This is a genomic window from Minwuia thermotolerans (assembly GCF_002924445.1).
In the GTDB taxonomy this organism is placed as follows: Bacteria; Pseudomonadota; Alphaproteobacteria; order Minwuiales; family Minwuiaceae; genus Minwuia; species Minwuia thermotolerans.
Genome location: NZ_PIGG01000034.1, coordinates 108,372 through 132,228 on the forward strand (window position 1 = coordinate 108,372; position 23,857 = coordinate 132,228).

The 23,857-nt window shown below is 68.6% G+C and carries 21 protein-coding genes; 9 read left to right on the forward strand and 12 right to left on the reverse strand.

Annotation, left to right across the window (positions count from 1 at the left end; all coding sequences use genetic code 11):
- Window positions 1-5 precede the first annotated feature (5 nt).
- Complete coding sequence (locus CWC60_RS11230) at window positions 6-833, forward strand: class I SAM-dependent methyltransferase (RefSeq protein WP_109794090.1); 828 nt, start codon at window positions 6-8, stop codon at window positions 831-833.
- Window positions 834-861: 28 nt separating this feature from the next.
- Here the strand turns inward: CWC60_RS11230 and CWC60_RS11235 are convergent, their stop codons facing one another.
- Window positions 862-1,731, reverse strand: a complete 870-nt coding sequence (locus CWC60_RS11235; RefSeq protein ID WP_109794091.1) for a TauD/TfdA dioxygenase family protein — start codon at window positions 1,729-1,731, stop codon at window positions 862-864.
- 133 nt (window positions 1,732-1,864) lie between these two features.
- On the opposite strand from CWC60_RS11235, the gene CWC60_RS11240 reads away from it, so the two are divergent.
- The 4 genes from CWC60_RS11240 (at window position 1,865) to CWC60_RS11255 (ending at window position 6,611) form a co-directional block, all read left to right on the forward strand.
- Window positions 1,865-2,755, forward strand: coding sequence for an ABC transporter substrate-binding protein (locus tag CWC60_RS11240; protein WP_164516491.1), 891 nt, complete (start codon window positions 1,865-1,867; stop codon window positions 2,753-2,755).
- Window positions 2,756-2,768: 13 nt separating this feature from the next.
- Window positions 2,769-3,659, forward strand: coding sequence for a phytanoyl-CoA dioxygenase family protein (locus tag CWC60_RS11245; RefSeq protein WP_109794093.1), 891 nt, complete (start codon window positions 2,769-2,771; stop codon window positions 3,657-3,659).
- An 84-nt stretch (window positions 3,660-3,743) separates the two neighbouring features.
- A complete protein-coding gene (locus CWC60_RS11250) occupies window positions 3,744-4,985 on the forward strand; it encodes a multidrug effflux MFS transporter (RefSeq protein WP_109794094.1) in 1,242 nt (413 codons plus the stop codon).
- A gap of 57 nt (window positions 4,986-5,042) precedes the next feature.
- Entirely contained in the window at window positions 5,043-6,611 is a 1,569-nt protein-coding gene (locus tag CWC60_RS11255; protein ID WP_109794095.1) for an acyl-CoA carboxylase subunit beta, read from the forward strand.
- A gap of 185 nt (window positions 6,612-6,796) precedes the next feature.
- On the opposite strand, the gene CWC60_RS11260 is transcribed toward CWC60_RS11255, so the two are convergent.
- The 3 genes from CWC60_RS11260 to CWC60_RS11270 all read right to left on the reverse strand — a co-directional run bounded on the left by CWC60_RS11260 (window position 6,797) and on the right by CWC60_RS11270 (window position 10,051).
- The gene (locus CWC60_RS11260) at window positions 6,797-7,570 is read right to left on the reverse strand and encodes a class II aldolase/adducin family protein (protein ID WP_109794096.1); all 774 of its coding nucleotides are present in this window, start codon (window positions 7,568-7,570) and stop codon (window positions 6,797-6,799) included.
- Between the two features lie 64 nt (window positions 7,571-7,634).
- Window positions 7,635-8,777: an MFS transporter gene (locus CWC60_RS11265; RefSeq protein WP_109794097.1), complete on the reverse strand. Its 1,143-nt coding sequence runs from the start codon at window positions 8,775-8,777 to the stop codon at window positions 7,635-7,637.
- A gap of 134 nt (window positions 8,778-8,911) precedes the next feature.
- Window positions 8,912-10,051: an iron-containing alcohol dehydrogenase gene (locus tag CWC60_RS11270; RefSeq protein ID WP_109794098.1), complete on the reverse strand. Its 1,140-nt coding sequence runs from the start codon at window positions 10,049-10,051 to the stop codon at window positions 8,912-8,914.
- A gap of 153 nt (window positions 10,052-10,204) precedes the next feature.
- Here CWC60_RS11270 and CWC60_RS11275 point away from each other — a divergent pair, with 153 nt between their 5' ends.
- Window positions 10,205-11,596 carry a 4-hydroxyphenylacetate 3-hydroxylase N-terminal domain-containing protein gene (locus CWC60_RS11275; protein ID WP_109794099.1) on the forward strand — a complete coding sequence of 464 codons (1,392 nt, stop codon included), beginning with the start codon at window positions 10,205-10,207 and terminating at the stop codon, window positions 11,594-11,596.
- A gap of 102 nt (window positions 11,597-11,698) precedes the next feature.
- On the opposite strand, the gene thpR is transcribed toward CWC60_RS11275, so the two are convergent.
- The 3 genes from thpR to CWC60_RS11290 form a co-directional block, all read right to left on the reverse strand.
- A complete protein-coding gene (gene thpR, locus CWC60_RS11280; RefSeq protein WP_109794100.1) occupies window positions 11,699-12,265 on the reverse strand; it encodes an RNA 2',3'-cyclic phosphodiesterase in 567 nt (188 codons plus the stop codon).
- 37 nt (window positions 12,266-12,302) lie between these two features.
- The gene (gene arsC, locus CWC60_RS11285) at window positions 12,303-12,650 is read right to left on the reverse strand and encodes an arsenate reductase (glutaredoxin) (RefSeq protein WP_109794101.1); all 348 of its coding nucleotides are present in this window, start codon (window positions 12,648-12,650) and stop codon (window positions 12,303-12,305) included.
- Between the two features lie 71 nt (window positions 12,651-12,721).
- A complete protein-coding gene (locus CWC60_RS11290; protein ID WP_109794102.1) occupies window positions 12,722-13,327 on the reverse strand; it encodes an arylesterase in 606 nt (201 codons plus the stop codon).
- Window positions 13,328-13,394: 67 nt separating this feature from the next.
- Here CWC60_RS11290 and CWC60_RS11295 point away from each other — a divergent pair, with 67 nt between their 5' ends.
- A complete protein-coding gene (locus tag CWC60_RS11295) occupies window positions 13,395-14,093 on the forward strand; it encodes an ABC transporter ATP-binding protein (protein ID WP_109794103.1) in 699 nt (232 codons plus the stop codon).
- Complete coding sequence (locus tag CWC60_RS11300; protein WP_109794104.1) at window positions 14,093-16,618, forward strand: ABC transporter permease; 2,526 nt, start codon at window positions 14,093-14,095, stop codon at window positions 16,616-16,618. Before CWC60_RS11295 ends, CWC60_RS11300 begins: the two co-directional genes overlap by 1 nt.
- Window positions 16,619-16,676: 58 nt before the next feature.
- Here the strand turns inward: CWC60_RS11300 and CWC60_RS11305 are convergent, their stop codons facing one another.
- The 3 genes from CWC60_RS11305 to motA all read right to left on the reverse strand — a co-directional run bounded on the left by CWC60_RS11305 (window position 16,677) and on the right by motA (window position 20,022).
- Entirely contained in the window at window positions 16,677-18,020 is a 1,344-nt protein-coding gene (locus tag CWC60_RS11305; RefSeq protein WP_109794105.1) for an ABC1 kinase family protein, read from the reverse strand.
- Window positions 18,021-18,111: 91 nt separating this feature from the next.
- Window positions 18,112-19,149, reverse strand: coding sequence for a flagellar motor protein MotB (locus CWC60_RS11310; RefSeq protein WP_109794106.1), 1,038 nt, complete (start codon window positions 19,147-19,149; stop codon window positions 18,112-18,114).
- Between the two features lie 15 nt (window positions 19,150-19,164).
- Window positions 19,165-20,022 carry a flagellar motor stator protein MotA gene (gene motA, locus CWC60_RS11315; RefSeq protein WP_109794107.1) on the reverse strand — a complete coding sequence of 286 codons (858 nt, stop codon included), beginning with the start codon at window positions 20,020-20,022 and terminating at the stop codon, window positions 19,165-19,167.
- A 157-nt stretch (window positions 20,023-20,179) separates the two neighbouring features.
- Here motA and CWC60_RS23615 point away from each other — a divergent pair, with 157 nt between their 5' ends.
- Window positions 20,180-20,665, forward strand: a complete 486-nt coding sequence (locus CWC60_RS23615) for a flavin reductase family protein (RefSeq protein ID WP_164516493.1) — start codon at window positions 20,180-20,182, stop codon at window positions 20,663-20,665.
- 7 nt (window positions 20,666-20,672) lie between these two features.
- Here the strand turns inward: CWC60_RS23615 and CWC60_RS11325 are convergent, their stop codons facing one another.
- Both CWC60_RS11325 and CWC60_RS11330 read right to left on the reverse strand, forming a co-directional pair.
- On the reverse strand, window positions 20,673-23,096 hold the full coding sequence (locus CWC60_RS11325) for a DUF4962 domain-containing protein (protein WP_109794109.1): 2,424 nt from the start codon (window positions 23,094-23,096) through the stop codon (window positions 20,673-20,675).
- Between the two features lie 47 nt (window positions 23,097-23,143).
- Window positions 23,144-23,821: a class I SAM-dependent methyltransferase gene (locus tag CWC60_RS11330; RefSeq protein WP_109794110.1), complete on the reverse strand. Its 678-nt coding sequence runs from the start codon at window positions 23,819-23,821 to the stop codon at window positions 23,144-23,146.
- Window positions 23,822-23,857: the final 36 nt, after the last annotated feature.

The following is a 23,857-nucleotide window of genomic DNA, read 5'->3' on the forward strand; positions in this document are numbered from 1 at the left end:
ACGACGTGAACGCGATCAACGCCGAGCAGATCGAATACTGGAACGGGCCGAACGGCGCCAAATGGGTGCGCAACCAGGCGCGCATGGACGCGACCCTGGCGCCCTTCAGCAATCACGTGCTGGCGGCGGCCCGCCCGGGGGCGGGCGAGACGGTGCTCGACATCGGCTGCGGCTGCGGCGGCACGGCCATCGACATCGCGGCGACGGGCGCAAGGGTGATCGGTGTCGATGTCTCCCGGCCCATGCTGGAACACGCCCGTACCCGGCCGGGCGCCGCGGCGGTCGATTTCGTCGAGGCCGATGCGGCGGCCCATGATTTCGGCGACGCCGCCTTCGACCTCGTCTTCTCGCGCTTCGGCGTGATGTTCTTCCGCGACGCCGATGCCGCCTTCGCCAATATCGGCCGCGCGACGAAACCGGGCGGACGGCTGGCGCTGGCCTGCTGGCGCGCGCTGTCCGAGAACCCGTGGATGCTGAAGCCGGTCATCGTCGCCAAGGCGTTCATCGAACTGCCGCCACGCCCCGGACCGGAGGAGCCGGGCCCGATGTCCTTCGCCGATCCCGACCGGGTGAAGCGCATCCTGACGGCCGGCGGTTTCACCGACATCGAACTGGAGCCCGTCGACCGAATGCTGCGCCTGGGCGTCGACGCCGACGAGGCGGTTGTCTCAGCGCTGGAGATCGGTCCCGTGGGTGGCGCGGCGCGCGAAGCCGGACCCGAGGCGGTCGAGCGCATGAAGCCGGCGCTGCGCGCCATGCTGGCGGAACATCAGACCGACGAGGGCGTGAAGCTGCCCGGCGCGATCTGGTGCATCACCGCTCGCAAGGGCTGAGCCGGCCGGACACCGCGCCCGGACGGCGCTACTCCGCCAGTGTGTTGCACCTTCCGGCGACGCGGGTCTGGCGCATCAGCCGGCGGTAACGGTCGGCGTCATAGCCGACGCCCCGGTGCAGCAGGCAGCGGTTGTCCCAGATCACCAGGTCGCCCGGCCACCAGCGCAGGGTGTAGACGTGCTCCGGCCGCGTCGCGCGCGCCAGCAGGTCGTCCAGCAGGTCGCGGCTCCGCGCGTCCTCCCAGCCTTCGATGGTCTTTGCATGGGAGCCGACATAATAGTTCCTCCGCCCCGTCCGCGGGTTGGCGCGCACCAGCCGCTGGCGGACCGGCGGCAGACTGGCGGCGTGGGAGGGCGTGACCGCGTCCGGGCCGACCCTGGAGCGGGAAAAGACGTAGTCGTGGATCGTCACCAGCGGGTCGATCTCGTCGCGCTCCGCCTCGGAGAGGCGGTCATAGGCCGCGCGGGCGCTGACATAGAGCGTCTCGCCGCCCTCCTCGGGCACCTCGTGGACCGACATGATGGAGACGAAGGACGGCACTTCGCGAAACGAGGAGTCGCTGTGCCACATGTTGTTGCCGGTCAGGAACCGGACATGCCTGTGGTCGTTGCCCATCTGCCGACCTTCGGCGTCGATGTTGCCGATGGTGCCGAAATATTCCCGGCGGCCGGTCTGGCCGAGGATCACGTGGTTCGGCTCCGGCTCGCCCAGCAGGCCGGTAAAGGCGAGTTGCGCCCCGTCGTCGAGACCCTGATCGGGGAAGATCAGCAGCGAATGCTCGTCGATCGCTTCGCGGATTGCCTCGACCGTCTCCGGCGCCAGCGGCGGAGTCAGGTCGACGCCGGTGATCCGCGCGCCGAAATCGTCGTGCAGGGGTTCGGTTTCGAACTCGGTCATGATGCATTTTCTCCCGCAGCGATTTCACCATGATCGGCGGCAGGGGCCAAGGGCCAGCGTCGCCGCGCCGCCTCGACCTTGTTCGCCGGGGACGGGGCGGGCAAGATCGACGAAATCAAGGGGAGGCAAGACAATGACCGTCATCCGCATCCAGTTCACGCTGTTCTCGGCGTTCTATTCGCCGCTGATCTCCACCTTCACGGGCGGCTTCCTGCAGGAGGAAGGGCTGGAGCCGGACTGGTCGGTGGCGAAGCCGGGCGTCTCGGCGATCGAGGCGCTGGAGCGCGGCGAGGCGGACGTCATCCAGTCGGCGCTCAGCCAGGGCTTCGGGCCGCTGCAGAAAGGCGAGACGCCGAGCGCGGTCCACTTCGCCCAGGTCAACGAGATGGATGGCTTCTTCATCACCGGGCGCGAGGCCGATCCGGACTTCGACTGGAAGAAGCTGGAGGGGGCGGAGGTCGTCATGTTCGGCGGCGGCCAGCCGCAGGTGATGTTCAAATACGCCTGCCACCGCGCCGGCATCGACTTCGACAGGATCAAGGCGATCACCCCCGGCGGCGCCGATGCCATCGACCGCGCCTACCGGGAAGGGCAGGGCCAGTACGTGCAGCAGCAGGGTCCCTATCCGCAGCAACTCGAGGCCGACGGCGTCGGCCGCGTCGTCGCGCAGGTCGGCCCGAAGGTCGGCCGCTGCGGCTTTTCCAGCTTGGCGGCGAAGCGCGAATGGCTCGAGACCGACATGGCGCGCGCCTTCATGCGGGCCTATGCGAAGACGCGGCGCTATATGAACGAGGCCTCGGCCGCGGAGATCGCGCGCGCCGAGAAGCCGCATTTCCCGGACATTACCGAGGCGGCGCTGACCGATTGTATCGCAGCCTACCAGCGGCTCGGCTGCTGGACGCCGCATGTGGAGATCACGCGGGACGCCTTCGAGGCGACCCTGGACATCTATCAGCAGTCGGGCGGACTGACCGAACGCTTTGCCTACGAGCAGGTCTGCGCGGAGCCGCCGGCGATCGGGTAGTGGAGTAGAGTTCATGTTGATGGAAGACGTGCTGAAGCATCCCGCGACGGTGCTGAGCAAGGCACAGCGGGAACAGTTCTTCGAGGACGGCTGCGCCGTGATCGAGGGCGCGGTCGACGCCGCCCGGCTGAAGCGTCTGCAGGGTGCGATGGACGAGATGGTCGATCTCAGCCGCGAGGTCGCGGAGGATGACGGCCGCTTCATCCTGGAGGAGGGGCATTCGCCCGACGACCCGCGGCTCAGGCGGCTGGTCAGCCCGGTCACGCACCATCCCGAGTTCTGGGCCTTCGCCAGCGAGTCGGTCTCGGCCGACATCGCAGCGGACGTCTGCGGGCCGGACGTGAAATTCTATCACGCCAAGCTCAACTTCAAATGGCCCAGGGGCGGCCACAAGTTCGACTGGCACCAGGACGTACCGGCCTGGCCGCATACCGACTACAGCCCCATGACCGTCGGCATCTACCTGGAGGACTGCGGCGAGCCGCAGGGGCCGCTGCTGGCGATCCGCGGCAGCCACAAGCCGCCCATGCACTCGATGTACGACCGCGACGGCAACTGGGTGCTGCGCATTCCCGAGGAGGACCTGTACGAGGGCTGGCGGGACGACGTGGTCAGCCTCACCGGGCCGGCGGGCTCGGCGGTGCTGATCAACTGCCGCGTCATTCACGGCAGCCAGGCCAACCGTTCCGACCGCATGCGGCCGATGCTGCTCAACGTCTACAGCTCCGCCGATTCCATGCCCTATGTGACCAATCCGATCCCCAGCCCCTACGAGGGCGCCATCGTGCGCGGCAAGCCGGCCCGTTTCTCCTGCCACGATCCGCGTGGCTGCGAACTGCCGCCGGACTGGTCGGCGGGCTATGTCGGGCCCTGGAAACACCAGACGGGCGCAGAGGCCGGCTGAGTCCGCGAATACCGCATCTGCGAAATCGGCTGTTCCCTCGCCGGCATTGCGCGATAGGTTCCCCGCCTCTGACGAGAGGCGCGGATGAGCAAGTCGGCAAATGGCGGGACGGGACCGGGACGGACGGAGTTCGTGACGATGATGGCGCTGCTCACCTCCATGGTGGCGCTGTCGATCGACACGGTGCTGCCGGCATTGCCGGTCATGGGGCGCGATCTCGGCGTCGCCGACGTCACCGACAACCAGCTCATCGTCACCGTGCTGTTCGCCGGCCTGGGGCTGGGACAGCTGATCTACGGCCCGTTGTCGGACAGCATCGGCCGCAAGCCGGCCATCTACATCGGCATCGCCATCTTCCTGGCCGGCTGCCTCGCCTCCCTGTTCGCGCCGGATTTCGAAACCATGCTTGTGGGCCGCGCGCTTCAGGGTCTGGGGGCCGCGTCGGCGCGGATCGTCACCATCGCCGTGGTCCGCGACCGCTTCGCCGGCCGCGGCATGGCCCAGGTCATGAGCTTCATCATGGCGGTCTTCATCCTGGTGCCGATCCTGGCGCCCATGGTGGGGCAGGGAATCCTGTTCGCCGGCGACTGGCACCTGATTTTCGTCTTCTTCATCGGCCTGGCCGGCATCGCGGTGACGTGGTTCGGCCTGCGCCAGTTCGAAACCCTGCCGCCGGCGCGCCGGGCGCGGTTCTCTCTCTCCAACATCGCGCGCGGCTTCCGCACCGCCGCGACCAACCGGATCACGCTGGGCTACACCATCGCCACGGGCTTCACCTTCGGGCCGTTCCTCGCCTATCTCAGCTCGGCGCAGCAGATCTTCCAGTACCAGTACGGCACAGGTGACGCCTTCGCGCTGTACTTCGCCGGCGGCGCGGCGTCGCTGGGCGTCGCCTCCTTTCTCAACGGGCGGATCGTGATGCGCTATGGCATGCGCCGTCTGGTGCGCATTTCCCAGACCGCGTCCGCGGCAACATCCTTCGTCATGGCCGCCATCGCGCTGGCGATGGGCGTCGAGCCGAGTCTGTTCTGGCTGATGGTCTATTTCATGGCGATCTTCTTCGCCGTCGGGATGGTCTTCGGCAATCTGAACGCGCTCGCCATGGAACCCATGGGCGCCATCGCGGGCATCGCCTCGGCCTTCGTCGGCTTCGTGCCGACCGCGCTCGCCGTGCCCCAGGGCATCCTGATCGGCAGCCAGCTGGACGGCAGCGTCATTCCGCTGATGATCGGCTTCGGCATCTGCACGTCGGTATCGCTCGGCGTCGGCCTGTGGGCGGACCGGGACCATCCGCCCGGACCCATCGGGGAAGCCGGCGCGGCTTGACCGCAGGGCGGCGCGCGCCGCATCTATCATCTGACGGGCAGGGGAGGCTCGAAGGACATGACCGATGAAGCGGCGCACCAGCGCCTGGAGGAAATCGCGGCCAAGCGGCTCAGCGTCTCCGACGCGGGCCGGCCAGAGGCGGTCGGAAAGCAGCACGGCCGCGGACGGATGACGGTGCGCGAGCGGATCGCCGCGCTGCTCGACCCCGACAGTTTCCGGGAGATCGGCGGCCTGGTGGAGCCGGCGCGCGATACCGAACTGACCAGCACGCTGAATGCGCCCGCCGACGGCATCGTCACCGGCTGGGGCAGGATCGAGGGGCGGCCGGTCTATCTGCTGGGCGACGACTTTACCGTCCTCGGCGGTTCCGTCGGCGTCGTCGGGGCCGAGAAGACGCACCGCATCATGGACATGGCCGAGAAGAACGGCCATCCGCTGATCTGGCTGCTGGAAGGGGCGGGCCACCGTATCCAGGACGGGCTGGACAGCCGCCACTTCGCTTCCGCCGGCACGACCTTCTGGCACCTGGCGCGGCTCTCGGGCTGGGTACCGATCGTCACCGCGGTCCTCGGCCCGGGCTATGCCGGACCGACCAATATGGCCTCCTTCGCCGACTTCCGCGTCATGTGGCGCGGGCATTCGCAAATGGGCATCGGCGGGCCGGCGCTGGTCCGCGCCGCCACGGGCGAGGAGATCGAGACCGAGGCGCTGGGCGGCGCCGGGGTGCAGGCCGACCGTCAGGGGCTCGCCGACATGGCGCCGGAGACGGAGGAGGACTGTTTCCGGGCGATGCGCCGCTATCTCTCCTACCTGCCGTCCAATTCGGGCCAGCGGCCGCCGGTCGCGGCGCCGGACGACCCAATCGGCCGCCGGGAAGAGGCGCTGGCGGATATCGTGCCGGAGAGCTCGCGGCGCGCCTACGACATGCGCCGCATCCTCGAACTGGTCTTCGACCGGGACAGCGTCTTCGAGACCAAGCCGAGCCATGCGCGCAACATGGTCACCGCTTTCGCCCGGATCGGCGGCCATCCGGTCGCGGTCGTCGCCAACAACCCGATGTTCCTGGCCGGCATGCTGGATTCGAAGGCCGCCGAGAAGGCCGCGCGCCACATCGCCATCGCCGACGCCTTCGGCCTGCCGCTGATCTACTTCGTCGACATGCCGGGGATCTTCGTCGGCTCGGGCGCGGAAGCGACGACGCTGGGCCTGCGCTCGGCCAAGATGCTCTACGAACTGGGCGTGGCCAGCGTGCCGCGCTACTCGGTGATGGTCCGCAAGGGCTATGGCGCGGGCTACTACGCCATGAACGGCGGCCGCGGCTTCCACGCCGACGGCTGCTGGGTCTGGCCGACCTCCGAGCTCTGCGCCATGTCGATCGAGACGGCGCTGAACGTCGCCTACCGCCGCGACTGGCAGAACGCGCCCGATCCCGCGGCGCGCAAGGCCGAGCTGGAGGCCGACATCCGCAGGAACCTGACGGCGCTCCGGGCGGTCGAGCATTTCGGCGTCGACGACGTCATCGACCCGCGCGACACGCGCCGCGTGCTGGCCGAGGCCATCGCCATGGCCGCCCCGCGCCCGCACGATTCCGGTCCGCCCAAGAAGCGCGCGATCAGCCCGATCTGACGGCGGCCCGCTACTTGTTATGCCCGCCCCCCGTGCGGGCGCCCCGCTACTTGTTATGCCCGCCCCCCGTGCGGGCACCCGGGAAGTGGGGAGGTTGTTTCAGTACTGGCCGGCGTCAGCCAGGCAGGCATGTCCGACCGGACCCCCGCACAAGGCGGGAGTGACCCGATCGGTTCCCGAACGCTCTATTCCCGCCAGCTCGTGTCCTGGCGGTCGAGGCGGCGGATGAGGGCGGCGAACTCGCGCTGGCCGACGCCGGCGCCGAAGCCGCCCATGGCGGCTTGGCGGACATATTCCTGCACCTGCTTCGGCGGGGTCACCAGCTTGCCGCCGGCCTGGGCGGCGATCTGCATGCGGCAGGCCTGTTCCATGTAGTGCATGTACAGGAACGCCTCGGCCACGGTCTCGCCCACGGTCAGCAGACCGTGATTGCGCAGGATCATGACGTTCTTCTCGCCCAGGTCGGCCACCAGCCGCTCCTGTTCCTCCTCGCGCAGCGCGATGCCTTCGTAGTCGTGATAGGCGACGTTGCCGGTGAACAGCATGGACGTCTGGCTGAGCGGCAGCAGACCGCCTTCCTGCGCCGAGACGCCTGTGCCGGCGACGGTGTGGGTGTGCAGCACGCAGCCGACGCCCGGGCGTTCGCGATGGATGCAGCTGTGGATGACGTAGCCGGCGGGGTTGATGCCGTATTCGCTCTCCGAGACCACGTTGCCGTCCAGGTCGACCTTGACCAGGTTCGAGGCCGTGATTTCCTCGTAGAGCAGGCCGAAGCCGTTGATCAGGAAGTGCTCTTCCGGTCCTGGCACGCGGGCGGAGATGTGGGTGTAGATCAGGTCGTCCATGCCGAACATGTGCACCAGCCGGTAGCAGGCGGCGAGGTCGAGACGCGCCTGCCATTCCTCGGCGGTGATGCCGTCGGGACGGGCGCTGGGATGACGGGCCACGTTCGCTGACATTGTCGTTCTCCCCGTTCGGTGGCTTGGTCGATGGCCGCCAGTCTATCCGATCGCAGCCGGCGCGTCAGCGGCCGCGCCACTGCCGCCGCGATATCAGGAACAGCGTCAGGGTGAGCAGCGCGCCGGCGAGGGCGAACCACTGCAGCGCGTAGAGGTCCATGCCGCGCAGCACCTGGGCGCCGACGAGGGCGCCGAGAGCCTGGCCGAGATACATCGAGGAGGCGTGCAGGGACAGCGCGGTGCTGCTCTGCTCGGGCGCGAGGCCGACCAGCCGGGCCTGCTGGGCGACCGCGAAGCTGAACCCCGCCGCGCCCCAGACCGAGAGCATGATGCAGGCGGCGATCACCCCGGTGTCCAGCAGGTCGAAGGCTGCGAAGATGACGGGCAGGGTGAAGAGCCCGCCCAGAATCGTGACGGTCGTGCCGAAGCGGTCGGTGATCCGCCCGCCGACGATATTGCCGATGAAGCTGAACAGGCCGAACAGCAGCAGCACGACCGTGATGTCGTTGGTGTCCGCGTTCGAGCGCTGGCTCAGGATCAGGGCGATGAAGGTATAGGGGATGAACTGGCAGGCCATGTGGCCGACACCGACCGACAGCGCCAGCACCATCCGGTGGTTTTTCAGCACGGCGAACAGCGGCCGGAAGCCCGCGCCCCGCGCCTTGAGACCCTTCGGCACCGTGACCAGGGCCGAGATCGTGGCCCCGGCGGCCAGCGCGGCCACGAACCAGAAGGTCACGGGCCAGCCGAAATTGCCGCCCAGCCAGGTGCCCAGCGGCACGCCGAGGACCGTGGCGACGACGAACCCGCCGAAGACCAGCGAGAGCGCGCGGGCGACGCGTTCGGGCGGGACCAGCGTGCTGGCCACCGCGGCGCCGATCGGCGAGAAGATCGCCGCGCCCAGCGCCGAGGCGATGCGCGCGAACAGCAACAGATCGAAGCTCGCCGCCAGCGCAGCCACAATGTTGGCGACGGCGATCAGCGCCGCCGCGCCGACCAGCAGCCGCCGGCGGTCGAACCCGCCGGTCAGGGAGCCGAGCAGCGGCGCGCCCAGCGCATAGGCGATGGCGTAGAGCGAGATGAGATGGCCGGAGCGGGCGTCCGGGACGCCCAGGTCGCGGGCGATGTCGGGCAGCACGCCGGCCACGACCAGCGCCCCGGTGCCGACCGCGAAATTGCCCAGCGCCAGCCCCCAGAGAGCTTTCATTCCGTCATCACCGATCCGTTGATTTCATATCCCGGGCCTGACCCGGGATCCATGCCGGAGCCTGACCGCCAGCGCAGCGTGCCCCGACGGTTCAGGCGTGGCCCCCGGCGCCCGGGCCGGGGCGCGCCGTTGTACTAGATGCCCATTGCGTCGCGGTAAAGCGCCTCGAAGCCGGCGGCGTCGACCGGCCGCGCGTTGGTCGGCGTGGTGGGGTCGGCCAGGGCGTGTTCGATCAGGCCGGGCATCATGGCCTCGGTGACGCCCATCTCCGAGAGGTTCGCGGGCAGGCCGAGCTTCGCGTTCAGCGCCTCGACGGCCCGGTCCAGCGGCTCGCCCGCCTTCAGGCCCATGGCGTGGCGCAGCCTGTCGCGTTTGTCCCCCAGCACCTCGTCGTTGTAGCGCAGGCAGGCCGGCAGGCAGACGGCGTTCAGCGTGCCGTGGTGCAGGTTGAGCGCGGCGATGCGGCCGATGGCGTGGCTCATGGCGTGGACCGCGCCGAGGCCCTTCTGGAAGGCCAGCGCGCCTTCGGCGGCGGCGATCATCATCTCCTTGCGCGCCGCCCTGTCCCGGCCGTTCTCCGTCGCGCGGATCAGATTGCCCTGGCCCACGGCCCGCCACAGCCCGTCCAGGCCGATGGCCTCGGCGGGCGGGTTCTCGACCGGGCTCATCACCGCCTCCATCAGATGGGTGACCGCGTCCATGCCGGTCGCCGCTGTCAGCCGCGCCGGCAGGCCGAGCGTCAGATCCGGGTCGCAGAGCGCGATCTTCGGCAGCATGTGCGGGCTGCCGAAGACCAGCTTGCGTCCGTCCTCGGTGATGATCACCGCGCCGCGGCTGACCTCGGAGCCGGTCCCGGCGGTGGTCGGGATCACGATCATCGGCGCGCAGGGGCCGATCTTCGCGCCGCCGCCGGTGGCGGCGTTGTACCCGGCCAGGGGCTCGTCATGGGTGGCCAGCAGGGCCACGCCCTTGGCCAGGTCCATGGACGATCCGCCGCCCAGCGCCACGATGCCGTCGCAGTCGTTTTCGCGGAACAGCCGGAGCGCGTCCTTCACCGCCCGCTCGGTCGGATTTTCGGGCGTGCCGTCATAGAGCGTCGCCTGCACGTCGTTGGGGATGCGGCGGCGCAGTTCGTCGGCCATGCCGAGATCAACCAGCCCCCGGTCTGTGCAGATCAGCGGCCGGCGCATCCCGAGTTGCGCCAGGCTGTCGGCCAGCATGTCGATGGCGCCATGCTCGATATGGCACTGGTTGACGTAGGTGATGATGGCCATGGCCGCTGCTCCCTCCCCGAGTTCCGGAGGCCGACTGTAGCGCCGCCCGACGGCGACGCAACGCTGCCCGCCTTCGCGCCCGCTTGACGCTTCCGGCGGTGCTGTCACGATGGGCGCAGCTTTGTGAACGTTCGATCGGGGAGGATCCGGACCATGATGACGGGCGAGCAGTACCTGGCGTCGCTTGACGACGGGCGCGCGACCTATTTCGAAGGCCGCAAGATCGAGAACATTCTCGACGACAAGATCATGGGCGAGGCGGCCCGGCTGATCGCCGCGGGCTATGACAAGCTCTACCGGCCCGGGCCGGACGCGACGAGCCCGCTGATGTCCATTCCGCGCTCGGCGGAGGACCTGAAGGCGCGCCTGCCCGTGGTCTCCGACGCCGACATCGTCGCCAACACGACGAACCAGTCGATCATGACCCTGATGACGGCCGCCGGCCGCATCGGCGACGAGCATCCCGAATACGCCCGGCGCATCCAGGCCTGGATCGAGGACGCCCAGCGCCGCGACATCCGCATCACCGAGTGCATCACCGACGGCAAGGGCGACCGTTCGCTCAGCCCCGGCAAACAGGCCGATCCGGACGCCTACACCCGCGTCGTCGAGCGCCGCCCCGACGGCGTCGTCATCCGCGGCGCCAAGCTGCACATCACCGGCGCCTCGCTGGGCCACGAGACCATGGTCATTCCCACCAAGGCGATGAAGCCGGGCGAGGAGGACTACGCCATCGCCTGCGCCGTGCCGGTCAACGCCCCGGGCGTGAAGATCGTCAACACCTCCTACGCGCCGCGCCACGAGGACGACCGCGTCTTTCCCGTCAGCCGCCAGAACCACATGCCCGAGGGATTCGTCATCTTCGACGACGTCTTCGTGCCGGAGGAGCGCATCTTCCTGAACGGCGAGACCAAACACGCCGGACAGTTCGCCCACTCGCTGGGCCTGTGGGAGCGTCTCGGCGGCCTGACCTTCATGGCCAACGAGGCCGACGAGCTGGTCGGATTCGCGCAGCTCATCGCCGAGGCCAATGGCCTGGCCAAGGTGCAGCACGTCCGCGAGAAGATCTCGGAAATGATCATCCACGCCACGCTGATCCGCGGCGCGCTGGAGGCGGCGATCGCCAACTGCGTCATCGGCGACAACGGCGCGGCCTTCCCCTCCGAGCTCTACACCAATGCCGGCAAGTACCAGGCGGCGACCCAGTACAACATGATGTGCCGCCATCTCCACGATATCGCCGGCGGCTCGGTGCTGACCGCGCCCTCGATCGCGGACCTGGAGAACAACGAGGTCGGCCCGCTGGTGCGCAAGTACATGACCGCCAATCCGGAGATCGACGGCGAGTGCCGCATTAAGCTGTTCCACGCCATCCGCGACCTCACTGCCGACGCCATGGGCGGCTGGCGCTACGTCACCAACATCCAGGCCGGCGGCGGGCTCTACGCCCAGCGCATCGTGACCCGCAAGCACTACGACATGGAGCACGCCAAGAAGAAGGCGCTCCACGCCGCGAAGATGCTGCCCGAGCACGCCGCGGAATAGCTCTGGGCCCGCTCTCGACCCCCTCCCGGTCTCGCGACGCTCGATCACCCTCCCCCTGACAGGGGGAGGGGCGGGGAGGGGGTGTCGTCACCGCACATATGTCTAAACAGCCGCCGCCCTGAGCGGGTCCGCCGGCGGGTCGAGTTCGAAGTCGCATTGCGGCTCGTAGCGCGCGCCGTCCGACGACAGGAAGCTGCGGTAGAGCGTGAAATCGACCACTTCGAAGGGCGGCGTGGAGAGGTCGCCGTTCTCGTGCAGAAACTGCTGGATCCTGGAGCGCGGCGCGTCTCTCAGCCGGGCGAGGGTCACGTGCGGATGGAACTTGCGCCGTTCCGGTTCGAAGCCGGCCCGCTGCGCGGCCTGCTCGACCTTCTTCTGCAGGTGGGTCAGCGCCGGCTGCGGCTCGACGCCGGCCCAGAGCATCCGCGTGCGCCTGCGGTCGCCGAACAGCCCGACGCCCGAGAGACGCAGGTCGAAGGCCGGCGCGCGCAGCGCCGACAGCTCGTCCACCAGATCCTCGGCCATGGGCGTTTCCGTGTCGCCCAGGAAGCGCAGGGTCAGGTGCAGGTTCTCGCGCGGGATCCACCGCGCGCCGGGGACGCCGCCAGCCGTCATCGCCAGGCGGTCGGCGATGGGGTCGGGCAGCCGGATGCCTATGAACAGGCGCATGGATCCGCTCCATGGTCGCAGAGGGGCAGGGCGGCGCTCAGACGATGTCGAGCGCCTTTTCCGGCGGCCGACCGAGGGCGGCCCTGGCGCCGGAGAGCACGATGGGACGCTCGATCAGCTTCGGCGTGCCCACCATCGCCTCGATGAGCTGGCCGTCGGAGAGTGCGGGGTCGTCCAGGCCCTGCTCCTTGTACTCGGGCTCCTTGCGGCGCATCAGATCACGCGGCGTCATGCCGAGCTTGGTCAGTATATCGGCCAGTTCGGCCGCAGTCGGCGGCGTCTTGAGATATTCGATGACCGTCGGTTCGACACCCCGCTCCTTCAGCAGGTTCAGGGTTTCGCGCGATTTCGAGCAACGGGGGTTGTGGTAGATCGTGACGCTCATGCTTGTCCTCCGTCGCTGCAGGAAATGCCGCTCTCACTATAACGCCGATTCGCCGCCGGCCCGCCGCCGGATCACGAACCTTTCAACGCCCGGGCGACCGGTTCGGCCATGCGTTCGGCGACAAGTCGGGCGCCTTCGGCGTTGGGATGGATGCCGTCGGGCTGGTTCAGCGCCGGGTCGGCGGCCACGCCTTCCAGCAGGAAGGGATAGAAAGCGGCGCCGTGCGCTTCCGCGACCTCCGGGAAGATGGCGTTGAACGCCCGGGCGTAGTCGCCACCCATGTTGGGCGGGGCCAGCATGCCGGCAACCAGGACGGGGATGCCGCGCTCCGTCAGCCGGCCGACGATCCGGTCCATGTTGCGCCGGGTGTCGGCCGGGTCGATGCCGCGCAGCCCGTCATTGCCGCCCAGCGCCACGATCACCAGATCCGGCGCGCCCTGCACCGCCCAGTCGAGGCGGGAGAGGCCGCCCGCCGTGGTGTCGCCGGAAACCCCGGCGTTCTCCACCGCGACGTCCAGACCTCGGTCGGTCAGTTCCTTCTCCAGGCGCACCGGCAGGGCATCACCTTGCGGCAGGCCGTAGCCTGCGGTGATGGAATCGCCCAGCATGACGACGCGCCGTTCCTCGGCAGCGCTGATCGGTTGTGCGATCGTGAGCGTAACCAAAAGCAACAGCATGTTGATCGCGGCGCGGGGCCAGCCATATCGGGTGCTGGCGGGAACGCGCGGGACTGAAGGAATTTGCATGGCCGAAAGTCAGATCACCCTGAAGGACGTGCATGTCACGCTCGACGGCGCCGCCGGTCCGGTCCGGATCCTGCGCGGCATCGACCTTGATATAGGGGCCGGGGAGACGGTTGCCATCCTCGGGCCTTCCGGTTCCGGCAAGTCGACCCTGCTTTCCATCGTCGGCGGACTGGAGGCCGTGACCTCCGGCGCGCTGTCGTTCCGCGGCCGCGACCTGACCGGCCTGAACGAGGATCGGCTGGCGCTGTTCCGCCGCGACCACGTTTCCATCGTCTTCCAGTCGTTCCACCTGCTGCCCACCATGACAGCGCTGGAGAACGTCGCGGCGCCGCTGGAGCTTGCCGGCCGCGCCGATCCCTTCGGCCGCGCCGCGCGGGAACTCGAGACCGTCGGCCTGGCCGAGCGCACCGGCCACTATCCCAGCCAGCTTTCCGGCGGCGAGCAGCAGCGCGTCGCCGTCGCCCGGGCGCTGGCCGCCGATCCGGAGGTCATCCTGGCCGACGAGCCGACGGGCAATCTGGACGGCGAAACCGGCGGGCGGATCGTCGACCTGCTGTTCCGGGCCAACAGCGAACGCGATACGACGCTGCTGCTGGTCACCCATGACGAGAAGCTGGCCAGGCGCTGCGGCCGCATCCTCAGGCTGAAGGATGGCGTGATCGCCTCCGAGGAGCCGGGTGTGGAGCGCGCCGCCTGATGGCCACCGCCGCATTCCGCATGGCCCTGCGCGATCTGCGCGGCGGTCTGGGCGGGTTCCGGGTCTTTTTGCTGTCGCTGGCGCTCGGCGTCGCCGCGATCGCGGGCGTCGGCTCGCTCACCGCATCCATCATCGGCGGCATCCAGGAGAACGGGCGCGAAATACTCGGCGCCGACATCGATCTAAGGATGCGCCAGATCGTGCCGCCCGACGCGGCGGTCGAGTGGCTGGAACGGGAAGCGGGCACGCTGCTCAGGACCATGGAGATGCGCACCATTGCCCGCGCCGCGGCCAGCGACCGCCGCGCCCTGGCGGAGCTCAAGTCGGTGGGCGACGCCTATCCGCTCTATGGCGCGGTCCGGCTGGAGGACGGTGGCGAACTGCACGACGCGCTGGCCCGGCGGGACGGCGTCTTCGGCGCGGTGGCGGAACCCGTGCTGGCGCAGCGCCTGGAACTCGCTGTCGGCGACCGCGTCCGGGTGGGCGACGTCAGTTTCGAACTGCGCGGGCTGATCGCTCACGAACCGGACCGCGGCACCGGCGGTGCGCTCACCCTGGCGCCGCGCATCATGATCCACGACGAGGCCATGGCCGCAACCGGCCTGGTCCAGCCGGGCAGCCTGATCAGCCGCCACTACAAGGTGAAGCTGGCGCCGGGCGACACGGTGGCCGAATTCCGCCAGCGCCTCGCCCGGGAGACGCCGGACGCCGGCTGGCGCATCCGCGACCACCGCAACGGCGCCCCGGGCATCGAGAGCTTCCTGGAGCGGCTGCGCATCTTCCTCACCCTGGTCGGGCTGACCGCGCTGCTGGTCGGCGGCGTGGGCGTCGGCAATGCGGTGAAGGCGCATCTGGACGCCAAGCGCAGCCAGATCGCGGTGCTCAAGGCGCTGGGCGCGACCGGCGGCGACATCACGCGCATCTACCTCTTCCAGATACTGGTTCTCGCCGCGGTCGGCATTGCCATCGGGCTGGTCATCGGTGCCGTCGTGCCGATGGTCGCCGTCGGCCTGCTGGCGGAGGCGTTGCCTACGCCGCCCAGCGTCGGCCTCTATGCCATGCCGCTCGTGCTTGCCGCGGCCTTCGGCGTGCTGGTGACGCTCACCTTCGCGCTCTGGCCGCTGGGCGTGGCGCGGCGCACCCGGGCTGCCGAGCTGTTCCGCGCTGCGATGGGCGAGAGCGGCGGCGTCCCCGGCCGCGGCTTTATCGCCGGCACGGCGCTGTCGCTGCTCGGCCTCGCCGGTCTTGCGATCTTCTCCGCCGACCGGCCGGTCTTCGCACTCTGGTTCGTGCTGGGGGCGGCCGGCGTGTTCATCGTGCTCCGGCTGGCCGCAGCGGGCATCGCCTGGGCGGCGAAGCGGGCCGGCGGGCCGAAGCGCACGGCCTTCCGCATGGCGCTGGCGAACCTGCACCGGCCCGGCGCGCCCACGGCCTCGGTGATGATCTCGCTCGGCCTGGGCGTCACCCTGCTGGCCGCCGTGGCCCAGATCGAAGGCAATGTGGCGGGACAGGTCGACCGCCGTGTCGCCGAGGAAGCGCCGTCGTTCTTCTTCGTCGACATCCAGCCCGACCAGATCGAGCCGTTTCTGGAGACCGCACGCTCGATTACCGGCGTCTCCGATGTCCGCAGCGTCCCCTCGCTCAGGGGCCGGATCAGCGCCGTCGACGGCGTGGCGTCCGAAGACGTCCAGATGGTCGACCCGGACGAGGCCTGGGTGCTGCGCGGCGACCGGGGCCTGACCTACGCCACGGAGCCGCCCTCCAACAGCCCCGTCGTTGCCGGTGAGTGGTGGCCGGCCGACTATGACGGACCGCCGCTGGTCAGCTTCGAGGACGAGGCGGCGGCCGGACTCGGCCTGGAGGTGGGCGACACGATCACCGTCAACGTGCTGGGCCGCGACATCACCGCGGAGATCGCCAGCCTGCGCCGGATCGACTGGTCGACCTTCCAGATCAACTACATCATGATTTTCAGCCCCAACACGCTGCGCGCCGCGCCGCACACCCACCTCGCCACAGCCGAGGCGGCCGGCGCGGCGGACAACGAACTGTTCCGCGCCATCACCGACCGCTTCCCCAACATCACCGTGATCCGGGTGAAGGAGGCGATGGAACTGTTCGACAAGCTGCTGGGCCAGGTGGCGACGGCAATCCGCGCCGCTTCCGCCGTGACGCTGCTGGCCGGCCTGATCGTGCTGGCCGGCGCCATCGCCGCGGGCCACCGCAGGCGCGTCCGGGAATCGGTGGTCCTCAAGGTGCTCGGCGCGACGCGCCGCCAGATCCTGAAGATTCACGCCGCCGAGTTTGCGGTGCTCGGACTGGCGACCGGTATCGTCGCCGCCATCGCCGGCAGCGTCGCCGCATGGGGCGTGATCGTCTTCGTCATGCAGGGCGAGTTCGAGCTGATGCCGGCCCGGCTGGCCGTGGTGGTGGTCGGCGCCATCGCCGCGACGACGGCGCTGGGTCTCGTCGGCGCGCACCGCGCGCTTCGCCGCCGGCCTGCGGTGGAACTGCGCGAGGCGTAGGATCGCTTGGCTGACCGGCGGGCTTGCTGCTCCCGGAACGCACAGGGAAGGACTGAGCCTAAGGCAGTGGCACGCCGGCATTCCCGAAGGCCGATTTCTGCCGCTCGGCCAAGGCGTCGACGTCGAAGTCCTCGATCAGTTCGTGGAACATCCGGTACCAGTTGATCTCCGACTTCAGGTGCAGGAAGACGCCGCCGAGACCGATCGCCGCGCGGTCCATGAACACGAACTCCCTGGGCGGGGTGACGCCGCCGCGCTCCTTCAGTTCCCGGTGCACGCGCTCGGCGGTTTCGCGGCCGTACATGCCGTCCTCGCCGAACTCCTGGATGCGCCGCGGCCGGTCCTCCAGCAGCGGCGCGTAGACGAAGCTGGCCCAGAGATTGAGCGTGTCCACCACTTCGGTGGTCAGACCCTCGAACCCCCAGCTTTCATAGGCGTGAACGGCGAGATCCCGGTCGTCGTCGCGGATCGCCCGGTAGAGGTCGATGACGCCCTTCACGAATTTCGGCTGGAAGGTGCGGATACAGCCATAGTCCAGCAGGTTGATCGCGTGATCGTCGCGGACCGAGTAGTTGCCCAGATGCGGGTCGCCGTGGATCACGCCATAACCATAGAAGGGCACGTACCAGGCGCGGAACATGTTGACCGCCAGTTCGTTGCGGACCTCGATCGGCGCCTCGCGGAATTCCAGCAGCCGCCGGCCCTCCAGCCAGCTCATGGTCAGGAGCCGGCCCGTGGAGAGCGCCGGATAGACTTCCGGCACGTGGACGCGGGGCTCGCCGGCCAGCATCTCCCGGTAGAGCGCGATGTGCCGCGCCTCGAGTTCGTAGTCGAGTTCCTCGCGCAGGCGCGCGGCGATCTCGTCGTGGATATGGCGGGTGTCGATGGAGCGGTCGTAGCGGCGGTAGATGGAGAAGATGAGCCTGAGCTGGCGCAGGTCGGCTTCCACCGCCGAGCGCATGTCCGGATACTGCAGCTTGCAGGCCAGTTCGTTGCCTTCGAGGTCGGTCGCCCGGTGCACCTGACCCAGTGAGGCCGCGGCGGCCGCCTCCCGCTCGAAGGCGCCGAACTTCTTCCGCCAGGCCGGTCCCAGTTCCGACGTCATGCGGCGCTTGACGAAGGCCGGGCCCATGGACGGCGCGTCGGCCTGGAGCTGCGCCAGTTCCTGCGCGTACTCCTTGGGCAGGGCCTCGGGGATGGTCGACAGGATCTGCGCGACCTTCATAAGCGGGCCCTTGAGCCCGCCCAGCGCCGCACGCAGTTCGCGGGCGTGGTCGTCGCGGTCGATCTTCACGCCCAGATAGCGCTCGCCGGCCAGCTTCGCCGCCAGGCCGCTCATCGAGCGGCCGACGCGCGCATAGCGTCTGACCTGAGAGCCGAAACCGTCTTCCCGATTGGCCATGGAACCCCTTCGCCTGTCCGTCTGCCCTTCATATAGGCAGGCGGCGCCGCGATGTCTCATGGGCAGATTACGGCGGCGGGCTCGCGGCGGATCAGCGGCCGCTGTCTTCCACGCCGTGGACCTTCAGGCCGATGCTCTTCAGCGCGTCGACCGGTTGCTGCTCGGCGGCGAGGCCCGCCTGGCGCATCAGCACGATGGAGATGCGGCGGTTGGCGTCGGCATAGGGGTCCTCGGCGACCAGTAGCTCCTGCGCCGCCTTGCCCGTCACCTGGTCGATGCGGTTCTGCGGCACGCCCAGTTCCAGCAGCGCCCGGCGGCTGGCGTTGGCGCGGTCCGCCGACAGCTCCCAGTTGCCGTAGCCATTGCCGGAGCGGTAGGGGGTGGCGTCGGTGTGGCCGGTGATCTTGATCTTGTTGGGCAGGCGGGTCATCACGTCGGTGACCAGCATCAGGATCTGCTTGGCGTGGCCTTCCAGGGCGGGACTGCCCTTCGGGAACATGGAGCGGCCGCCGGAGTCCACCAGCTGGATCCGCAATCCTTCCGGCGTCATGTCGACCATCAGGTTCTGCGCCAGTTCCTGCATTTCCGGCGCGGCCTGCTCGATCGCCTGCTCGATGGCGTCCATGGCCTCGTTGAAGGCTTCTTCCTCGCGCCGGGCCAGTTCCTCGGCGACGTCGTCCTCGCCGGGTCGGCCCTGCTTGCCGCGCTCGCTGTCCTCGACCTTCTCGTCGTTGCTGGAGATGCCTTCCTCGTCGATCTCGTCACCGGCGGGGTCGAACTTCTTGCCGTCCTCGTGGTTCTCTTCCTCGTCCTCGATATCGCCGATCGAGACCACGACCGTCGGCAGCCCGGCGTTGGAGATTCGCGCGCCGTCGCGGACCATCGTCTGACCGCCCATCGCGCCGCCGCTGCCCGACTGCTGCTGGGAAACGGCGGCCGGCGCGAAATAGTCGGCGATGCCGCGCTGCTGCTCGTCGGTGGTCACGTTGAGCAGCCAGAGCAGCAGGAAGAAGGCCATCATCGCGGTCACGAAGTCCGCATAGGCGACCTTCCATGCGCCGCCATGGTGGGCGTGACCGCCCTTGACGATCTTCTTGACGATGATTGGCTGCTGATTGCCGTCGGCCATGGCAGGGTCGCTCCGTCAGACCTTGGGCGCGCTCTCGACGGCGTCCTCGACTTCCTTGAAGGACGGGCGTTCGTGGCTGTAGAGGGTCTTGCGCGCGAACTCCACGGCCACTGCGGGGGCGTAGCCGTTCATGTAGGCCAGCAACCCCGCCTTGATGCACTGGTAGTACTTGGTTTCGGCTTCGGCATAGGCTTCCAGGCTCTTGCCCATCGGGCCGACGAAACCATAGGCCAGGAAGATGCCGAGGAAGGTGCCGACCAGCGCCGCGGCGATCTTGCCGCCCAGCACCTCGGGCGGCTCGGAAATGTACTGCATGGTGATGATGACGCCCAGCACCGCCGCCACGATGCCGAAGGCCGGCAGGCCGTCGCCGGCCGTGGTGACGGCCGCGGAGACCGCGTGCTGTTCGTGGTGATGGGTCTCGATGTCCTCGTCCATCAGCGCTTCCATCTCGTGGCTGTTCTCGGTGCCCATGGTCATCAGGCGCAGATAGTCGCAGACGAACTCGACGGCGTGATGGTTCTTCATGAAGCCCGGGAAGGCGGTGAAGATGGAGCTCTTCTCCGGGTCCTCGATGTGCGCCTCCAGCGCAAGCATGCCCTTGGCCTTGGCCAGCTTGAAGATGGTGTACTGAAGCGTCAGCAGTTCCTCGTAGGTGGCCTTGTTGTAGGGCTGGCCCTTGAGAATCTTTCCGATCGACTTGAAGACGCCGAAGATCACCGTCTTCGGGTTGGAGATGATGAACGCGCCGAAGGCGGATCCGCAGATGATCACCACCTCAAGGGGCTGGATCAGCACCGCGAAGGAGCCGTGCGGCAGGTACCCGCCGAGGACGGATCCGATGACGACCACGACGCCAATGATGAAGAACATGGAGCTATTCCGCTTCGGTTTGATCTCGATCGGCGCCGAGTGTCGCCCGCGCACGGTTAAGATGGCGTTAGCGCTGCGCGTTCCGCGGCCGGGGCTTTCGCCGCGGCGTTCGGCTGGTAAACTCCGCCCCCGAACCGACTTGTCGATGGGGAGGAACATGGCGGTCAGCCCGAGGGAACTGCGCGACGTGCTGGGCTCGTTCGCGACAGGCGTTACCATCATCACCGGCGTCGACGATCAGGACCGGCCCGTCGGCCTGACGGCGAATTCGTTCAATTCCGTGTCCCTGGACCCGCCGCTGATCCTCTTCAGCCTGGACCGCAACGCGAACTGCGCCAGCGCCTTCGCGGAGGGACGGCCCTTCGTCGTCAATGTGCTGCGCGACGACCAGCAGCCGCAGTCGAACCACTTCGCTTCCAAGACCGACGACAAGTTCGCGGAAATGGATTTCACCTGGACCACCGGGAACAATGGCTGCGCCGTGATCGAGGGCGCTCTGGCGCATCTGGAGTGCACCTGCGAATCGCTGCATGAAGGCGGCGACCACTGGATCGTCATCGGCCGCGTCAGCCGGATCGAGGCCGATCCGGAAGGCCGGCCGCTGGTCTTCTTCCGCGGCCGCTACGCCAATCTGAACGACTGAAACGGACCTACCGGTCCGCCGCCGCGCGTCCCTTCGGCGGCACCGCACAGACGGGCGGTTCCGCGGCGGGGCCGAGGCGGCGCGCCGTGGCGCCACTGGCGCCGATTTCCACGCGATGGTCCCCCAGACGCACGGCGAAACCGCCGTCGGCGTTCGTCTCGGGCGCGCCGATTTCCGCGCCGGTGCAGTCCAGGTCCACGGCGACCAGGAACCGCGCTTCCGTCGACTTCGCCGTGCTGGCCAGCGTCAGGTGCCACTGGTTCTTCCAGTCCGGCACGAAGAAGGGATCCGGATCCTCGGGGAACCTGTCCGTCTGGCGGGCGGCGTAGTCCGGCGCCGCGAGCACCCGGAAGCAGACCTTGCCCTTGCCCATGTCGATGGTGAAGCGCCCGTCGCCTTCCTCGGCGATTTCCGTCCAGGCGTGCAGGTTCCACTCCCATGTCCGCGCCTCGTCGGAGGCCAGATCGTCGTGGATCAGGGCGAGGTTCGGCCTGAGATAGGCGATGGTCCGCACCGCCTTCGACAGCGCGCCGCCATAGGCCCGGGTCGCGTCGCCGACGGCCATGTCGTAAAGGCCGCAGCGCGCGAAGTCGGCGATCCGGCCCTGGGCGCCGCGGTCCTGTTCCGGCTGGCCCTGCCCGCCGTCGAAGGTGATGGCGTTGTGCGCTTTCGTCTGCATCGTCCAGGCGAGGTGATGCTTCGACTTCCAGGTGTCGTAATAGCCCGAATCGAGCGCCAGCGACTGCTGCCGGCCGTTGATGATGAAGCTGTTCTGGTCGGCGTGGCTGTGGCTGAAGCTGCCATAGGGGCTGGACTTGAACAGGATGGAATAGCGGTCGGGGTCGTCCAGCTCGGAATGCATCGCCACCCAGCCGATGGACGGGAAGACCGCCGTGTCCGGCAGGTCGGGGTGCTTCACCGGGTCGAAGGGACGTTCCGGTTCCTCGTAGAGGGGGCCGTAGAGATGCAGGTAGTATTCGGGGCGCTGCGGCTCCCATTGGGCGGCGAAGCGGCGGCTGATCGGCGTGTCGATGCGTTGACGGTACATCATCGCCACCAGCGCCCAGACGTCGGGGAACCAGTTCTCGCCGCCGTCGCCGAAGCTGCTGTTGGGCGTGCCCGGCGGCACCAGGTACTGGAAGAAGACGCCGGCCTGCATGGGCCAGCCCATCCGCGTCGGGTTCACGTCGATCGCGTTCTCGATGATGTCCCAGTACTGCATGTTGTTGACGGCGTCCCAGATGCCGTAGTTCACGCCATTGCCGAAGCCGCCATCGGCCCCGCCCCAGGGATTGTTGACGGCCAGGTAGATCGGATAGGTGCGGAAGAACCAGTTCTGCGCCCGCGGTGTGTCCCTGGCCATCAGGGCGGCGATGGCGGTGACCGCCCCCGCCTGGCGGAAGCCGTGACTGTTGTACGGCTTGAGCTCCAGCGCCCGGCGCGGGTTGACGACATACTCGTCGAACGCCGCCTGGGTGCGGTATTCGGTCATGCGCCGGAGCGTGGTTTCCGTTTCCTCGTCCAGCTCGTTCCTGGTGATGTCGTAGACCAGCGCCAGCGCCAGGGCGATGCGCAGGTTGGAGAGGTCGCTGGAGCGCACGCCCGTCGAGTGCTCCGGATCCCACGACGCCAGGTCCATCGCGCGCCGCCAGGCTTCTTCCAGCATCTTCTCGTCGCGCGTGAGATACCAGGTATAGACCGTGGTGCCGAGCTGTACGGTCGCGCGATTGACCACCTGGGCGATGAAGCGGGCGACGCGGATGCGCTCGTAGAAATCTTCCACTTCGAAGGTCGCGGTCGGCGGTTCGGGGTCCAGCTCCGCGCCGATCATGTTCTCCTCGACGTTCTGTATCACCTCGCGGAAGACCAGCCGCCGTTCGCCCTGGTTCAGATCCCGGCGCAGCGTGTTGAAGCCTTCCTTGCCGGGAAAGCTGCGCGGACGCCGTCGCTCCCAGGCCCGGTCCCAGGCGTTCTGCACCGATGGCGCGACGAACTCGTGAGCCTTTTCGTGAATGCGGAAGGACCGCCACTCGCCCCAGTCGCCGGCGCCCTCGCGGTCGTGCCAGCGCCGGACCCGCCAGCGCCAGTCGCCGATGGCAAGCGGCGCATTCAGCATCAGGTGGTTGTATTCGGTGATGCGCCGGATCGGCTCCGCCTTGCCGCCTGCGGGCTCTATCACCACCTCGTAGGACAGATCCTCGCCTTCGTAGCGCCAGTGGAAGACCGGCGGGTTCTGCACCGCCACCGCCGCGTTGAACGGATAGACCGGCATTTCCAGTTCGGTCTGCGGCGACAGCCAATCGGTCACCTCCGCATCCTCGGGCAGTGTCTCGATGTAGTACTGCCAGGGGTCGACGCGGTCGGCCGCCGCGGTGGCCAGGCCGCAGAATGCAATCCCGACCGACGCGAAAAGACACAGGACGCGGTTCATGAAGGACCTCCTGAATTGACCTGCCGGCCGGGCATGCAAGAAACGGATCAGGCGGGGCGGCGGATGGCGATGATCGACTTGGTGAATCCGGCCACGCGCTCCTCGGCGATCTCGGCGTCGGGGAACAGCCGGCGCATGGACCGGTGCGTCAGAAGCTGGAAGTCCGGCCGCGTGCCCTTGGGCCAGAAGCGGTTGGTGAAGCGGATCGTCGGCACCATCAGGTTGCGCGGCAGCATGACGATGAAGACCGGCAGCCAGCTGTGGCTTTCCACCGGAAAATAGCGGTAGGGCGTCTGCACGAAATAGCCCCGCCCGACCCGCCGGATCTCGGCGGCGAAGGCCGACTGGTGGCGTTCCGCCATCTCCCGGAAGCGCCGGTCGTCGGTCATCCAGCGCATCTCCTCCTTCGGTCCGGTGACGTGCTCGATCACCGAGGAGCAGAAGACGATGTCGAAGGCCCCGTCCGCAAAGGGCAGGCGTTCGTCGTCGCCGTCGAGCCGGACCGTCGCGAAGCCGCGGCCCGCAGCCTCCGCCAGGTCGCTTTCGGAGATGTCGGCCACCGTCACCGCCGCCGGTCCGGTCAGGATGGAGGCGATATGGCCGCCGGTGCCGCCGCCCAGGTCCAGGATCCGGGTATCGGGGCCGATCGCGAAGCTCTCGCGGAACAGCCGTGCCCGCTTCTGCCGGGAATGGCGCGAGAACCGGCGGAACAGTTTCCAGAGCATGCCATCCCCTTCGATTGACAGGCGTCGGCCCCGACC

Excerpts from the sequence above, each read along its gene's own strand:
- CWC60_RS11305 (WP_109794105.1), bottom strand. The coding sequence starts at position 18,020 with ATGGCCAATCGGGAAGACGGTTTCGGCTCTCAGGTCAGACGCTATGCG.
- CWC60_RS11270 (WP_109794098.1), bottom strand. The coding sequence starts at position 10,051 with ATGGCCATCATCACCTACGTCAACCAGTGCCATATCGAGCATGGCGCC.
- CWC60_RS11255 (WP_109794095.1), top strand. The coding sequence starts at position 5,043 with ATGACCGATGAAGCGGCGCACCAGCGCCTGGAGGAAATCGCGGCCAAG.
- CWC60_RS11295 (WP_109794103.1), top strand. The coding sequence starts at position 13,395 with ATGGCCGAAAGTCAGATCACCCTGAAGGACGTGCATGTCACGCTCGAC.
- CWC60_RS11275 (WP_109794099.1), top strand. The coding sequence starts at position 10,205 with ATGATGACGGGCGAGCAGTACCTGGCGTCGCTTGACGACGGGCGCGCG.
- motA (WP_109794107.1), bottom strand. The coding sequence starts at position 20,022 with ATGTTCTTCATCATTGGCGTCGTGGTCGTCATCGGATCCGTCCTCGGC.
- CWC60_RS11265 (WP_109794097.1), bottom strand. The coding sequence starts at position 8,777 with ATGAAAGCTCTCTGGGGGCTGGCGCTGGGCAATTTCGCGGTCGGCACC.
- CWC60_RS11310 (WP_109794106.1), bottom strand. The coding sequence starts at position 19,149 with ATGGCCGACGGCAATCAGCAGCCAATCATCGTCAAGAAGATCGTCAAG.
- CWC60_RS11300 (WP_109794104.1), top strand. The coding sequence starts at position 14,093 with ATGGCCACCGCCGCATTCCGCATGGCCCTGCGCGATCTGCGCGGCGGT.
- CWC60_RS11290 (WP_109794102.1), bottom strand. The coding sequence starts at position 13,327 with ATGCTGTTGCTTTTGGTTACGCTCACGATCGCACAACCGATCAGCGCT.
- arsC (WP_109794101.1), bottom strand. The coding sequence starts at position 12,650 with ATGAGCGTCACGATCTACCACAACCCCCGTTGCTCGAAATCGCGCGAA.
- thpR (WP_109794100.1), bottom strand. The coding sequence starts at position 12,265 with ATGCGCCTGTTCATAGGCATCCGGCTGCCCGACCCCATCGCCGACCGC.
- CWC60_RS11240 (WP_164516491.1), top strand. The coding sequence starts at position 1,865 with ATGACCGTCATCCGCATCCAGTTCACGCTGTTCTCGGCGTTCTATTCG.
- CWC60_RS11330 (WP_109794110.1), bottom strand. The coding sequence starts at position 23,821 with ATGCTCTGGAAACTGTTCCGCCGGTTCTCGCGCCATTCCCGGCAGAAG.
- CWC60_RS11245 (WP_109794093.1), top strand. The coding sequence starts at position 2,769 with ATGTTGATGGAAGACGTGCTGAAGCATCCCGCGACGGTGCTGAGCAAG.
- CWC60_RS11250 (WP_109794094.1), top strand. The coding sequence starts at position 3,744 with ATGAGCAAGTCGGCAAATGGCGGGACGGGACCGGGACGGACGGAGTTC.
- CWC60_RS11260 (WP_109794096.1), bottom strand. The coding sequence starts at position 7,570 with ATGTCAGCGAACGTGGCCCGTCATCCCAGCGCCCGTCCCGACGGCATC.
- CWC60_RS11235 (WP_109794091.1), bottom strand. The coding sequence starts at position 1,731 with ATGACCGAGTTCGAAACCGAACCCCTGCACGACGATTTCGGCGCGCGG.
- CWC60_RS23615 (WP_164516493.1), top strand. The coding sequence starts at position 20,180 with ATGGCGGTCAGCCCGAGGGAACTGCGCGACGTGCTGGGCTCGTTCGCG.
- CWC60_RS11325 (WP_109794109.1), bottom strand. The coding sequence starts at position 23,096 with ATGAACCGCGTCCTGTGTCTTTTCGCGTCGGTCGGGATTGCATTCTGC.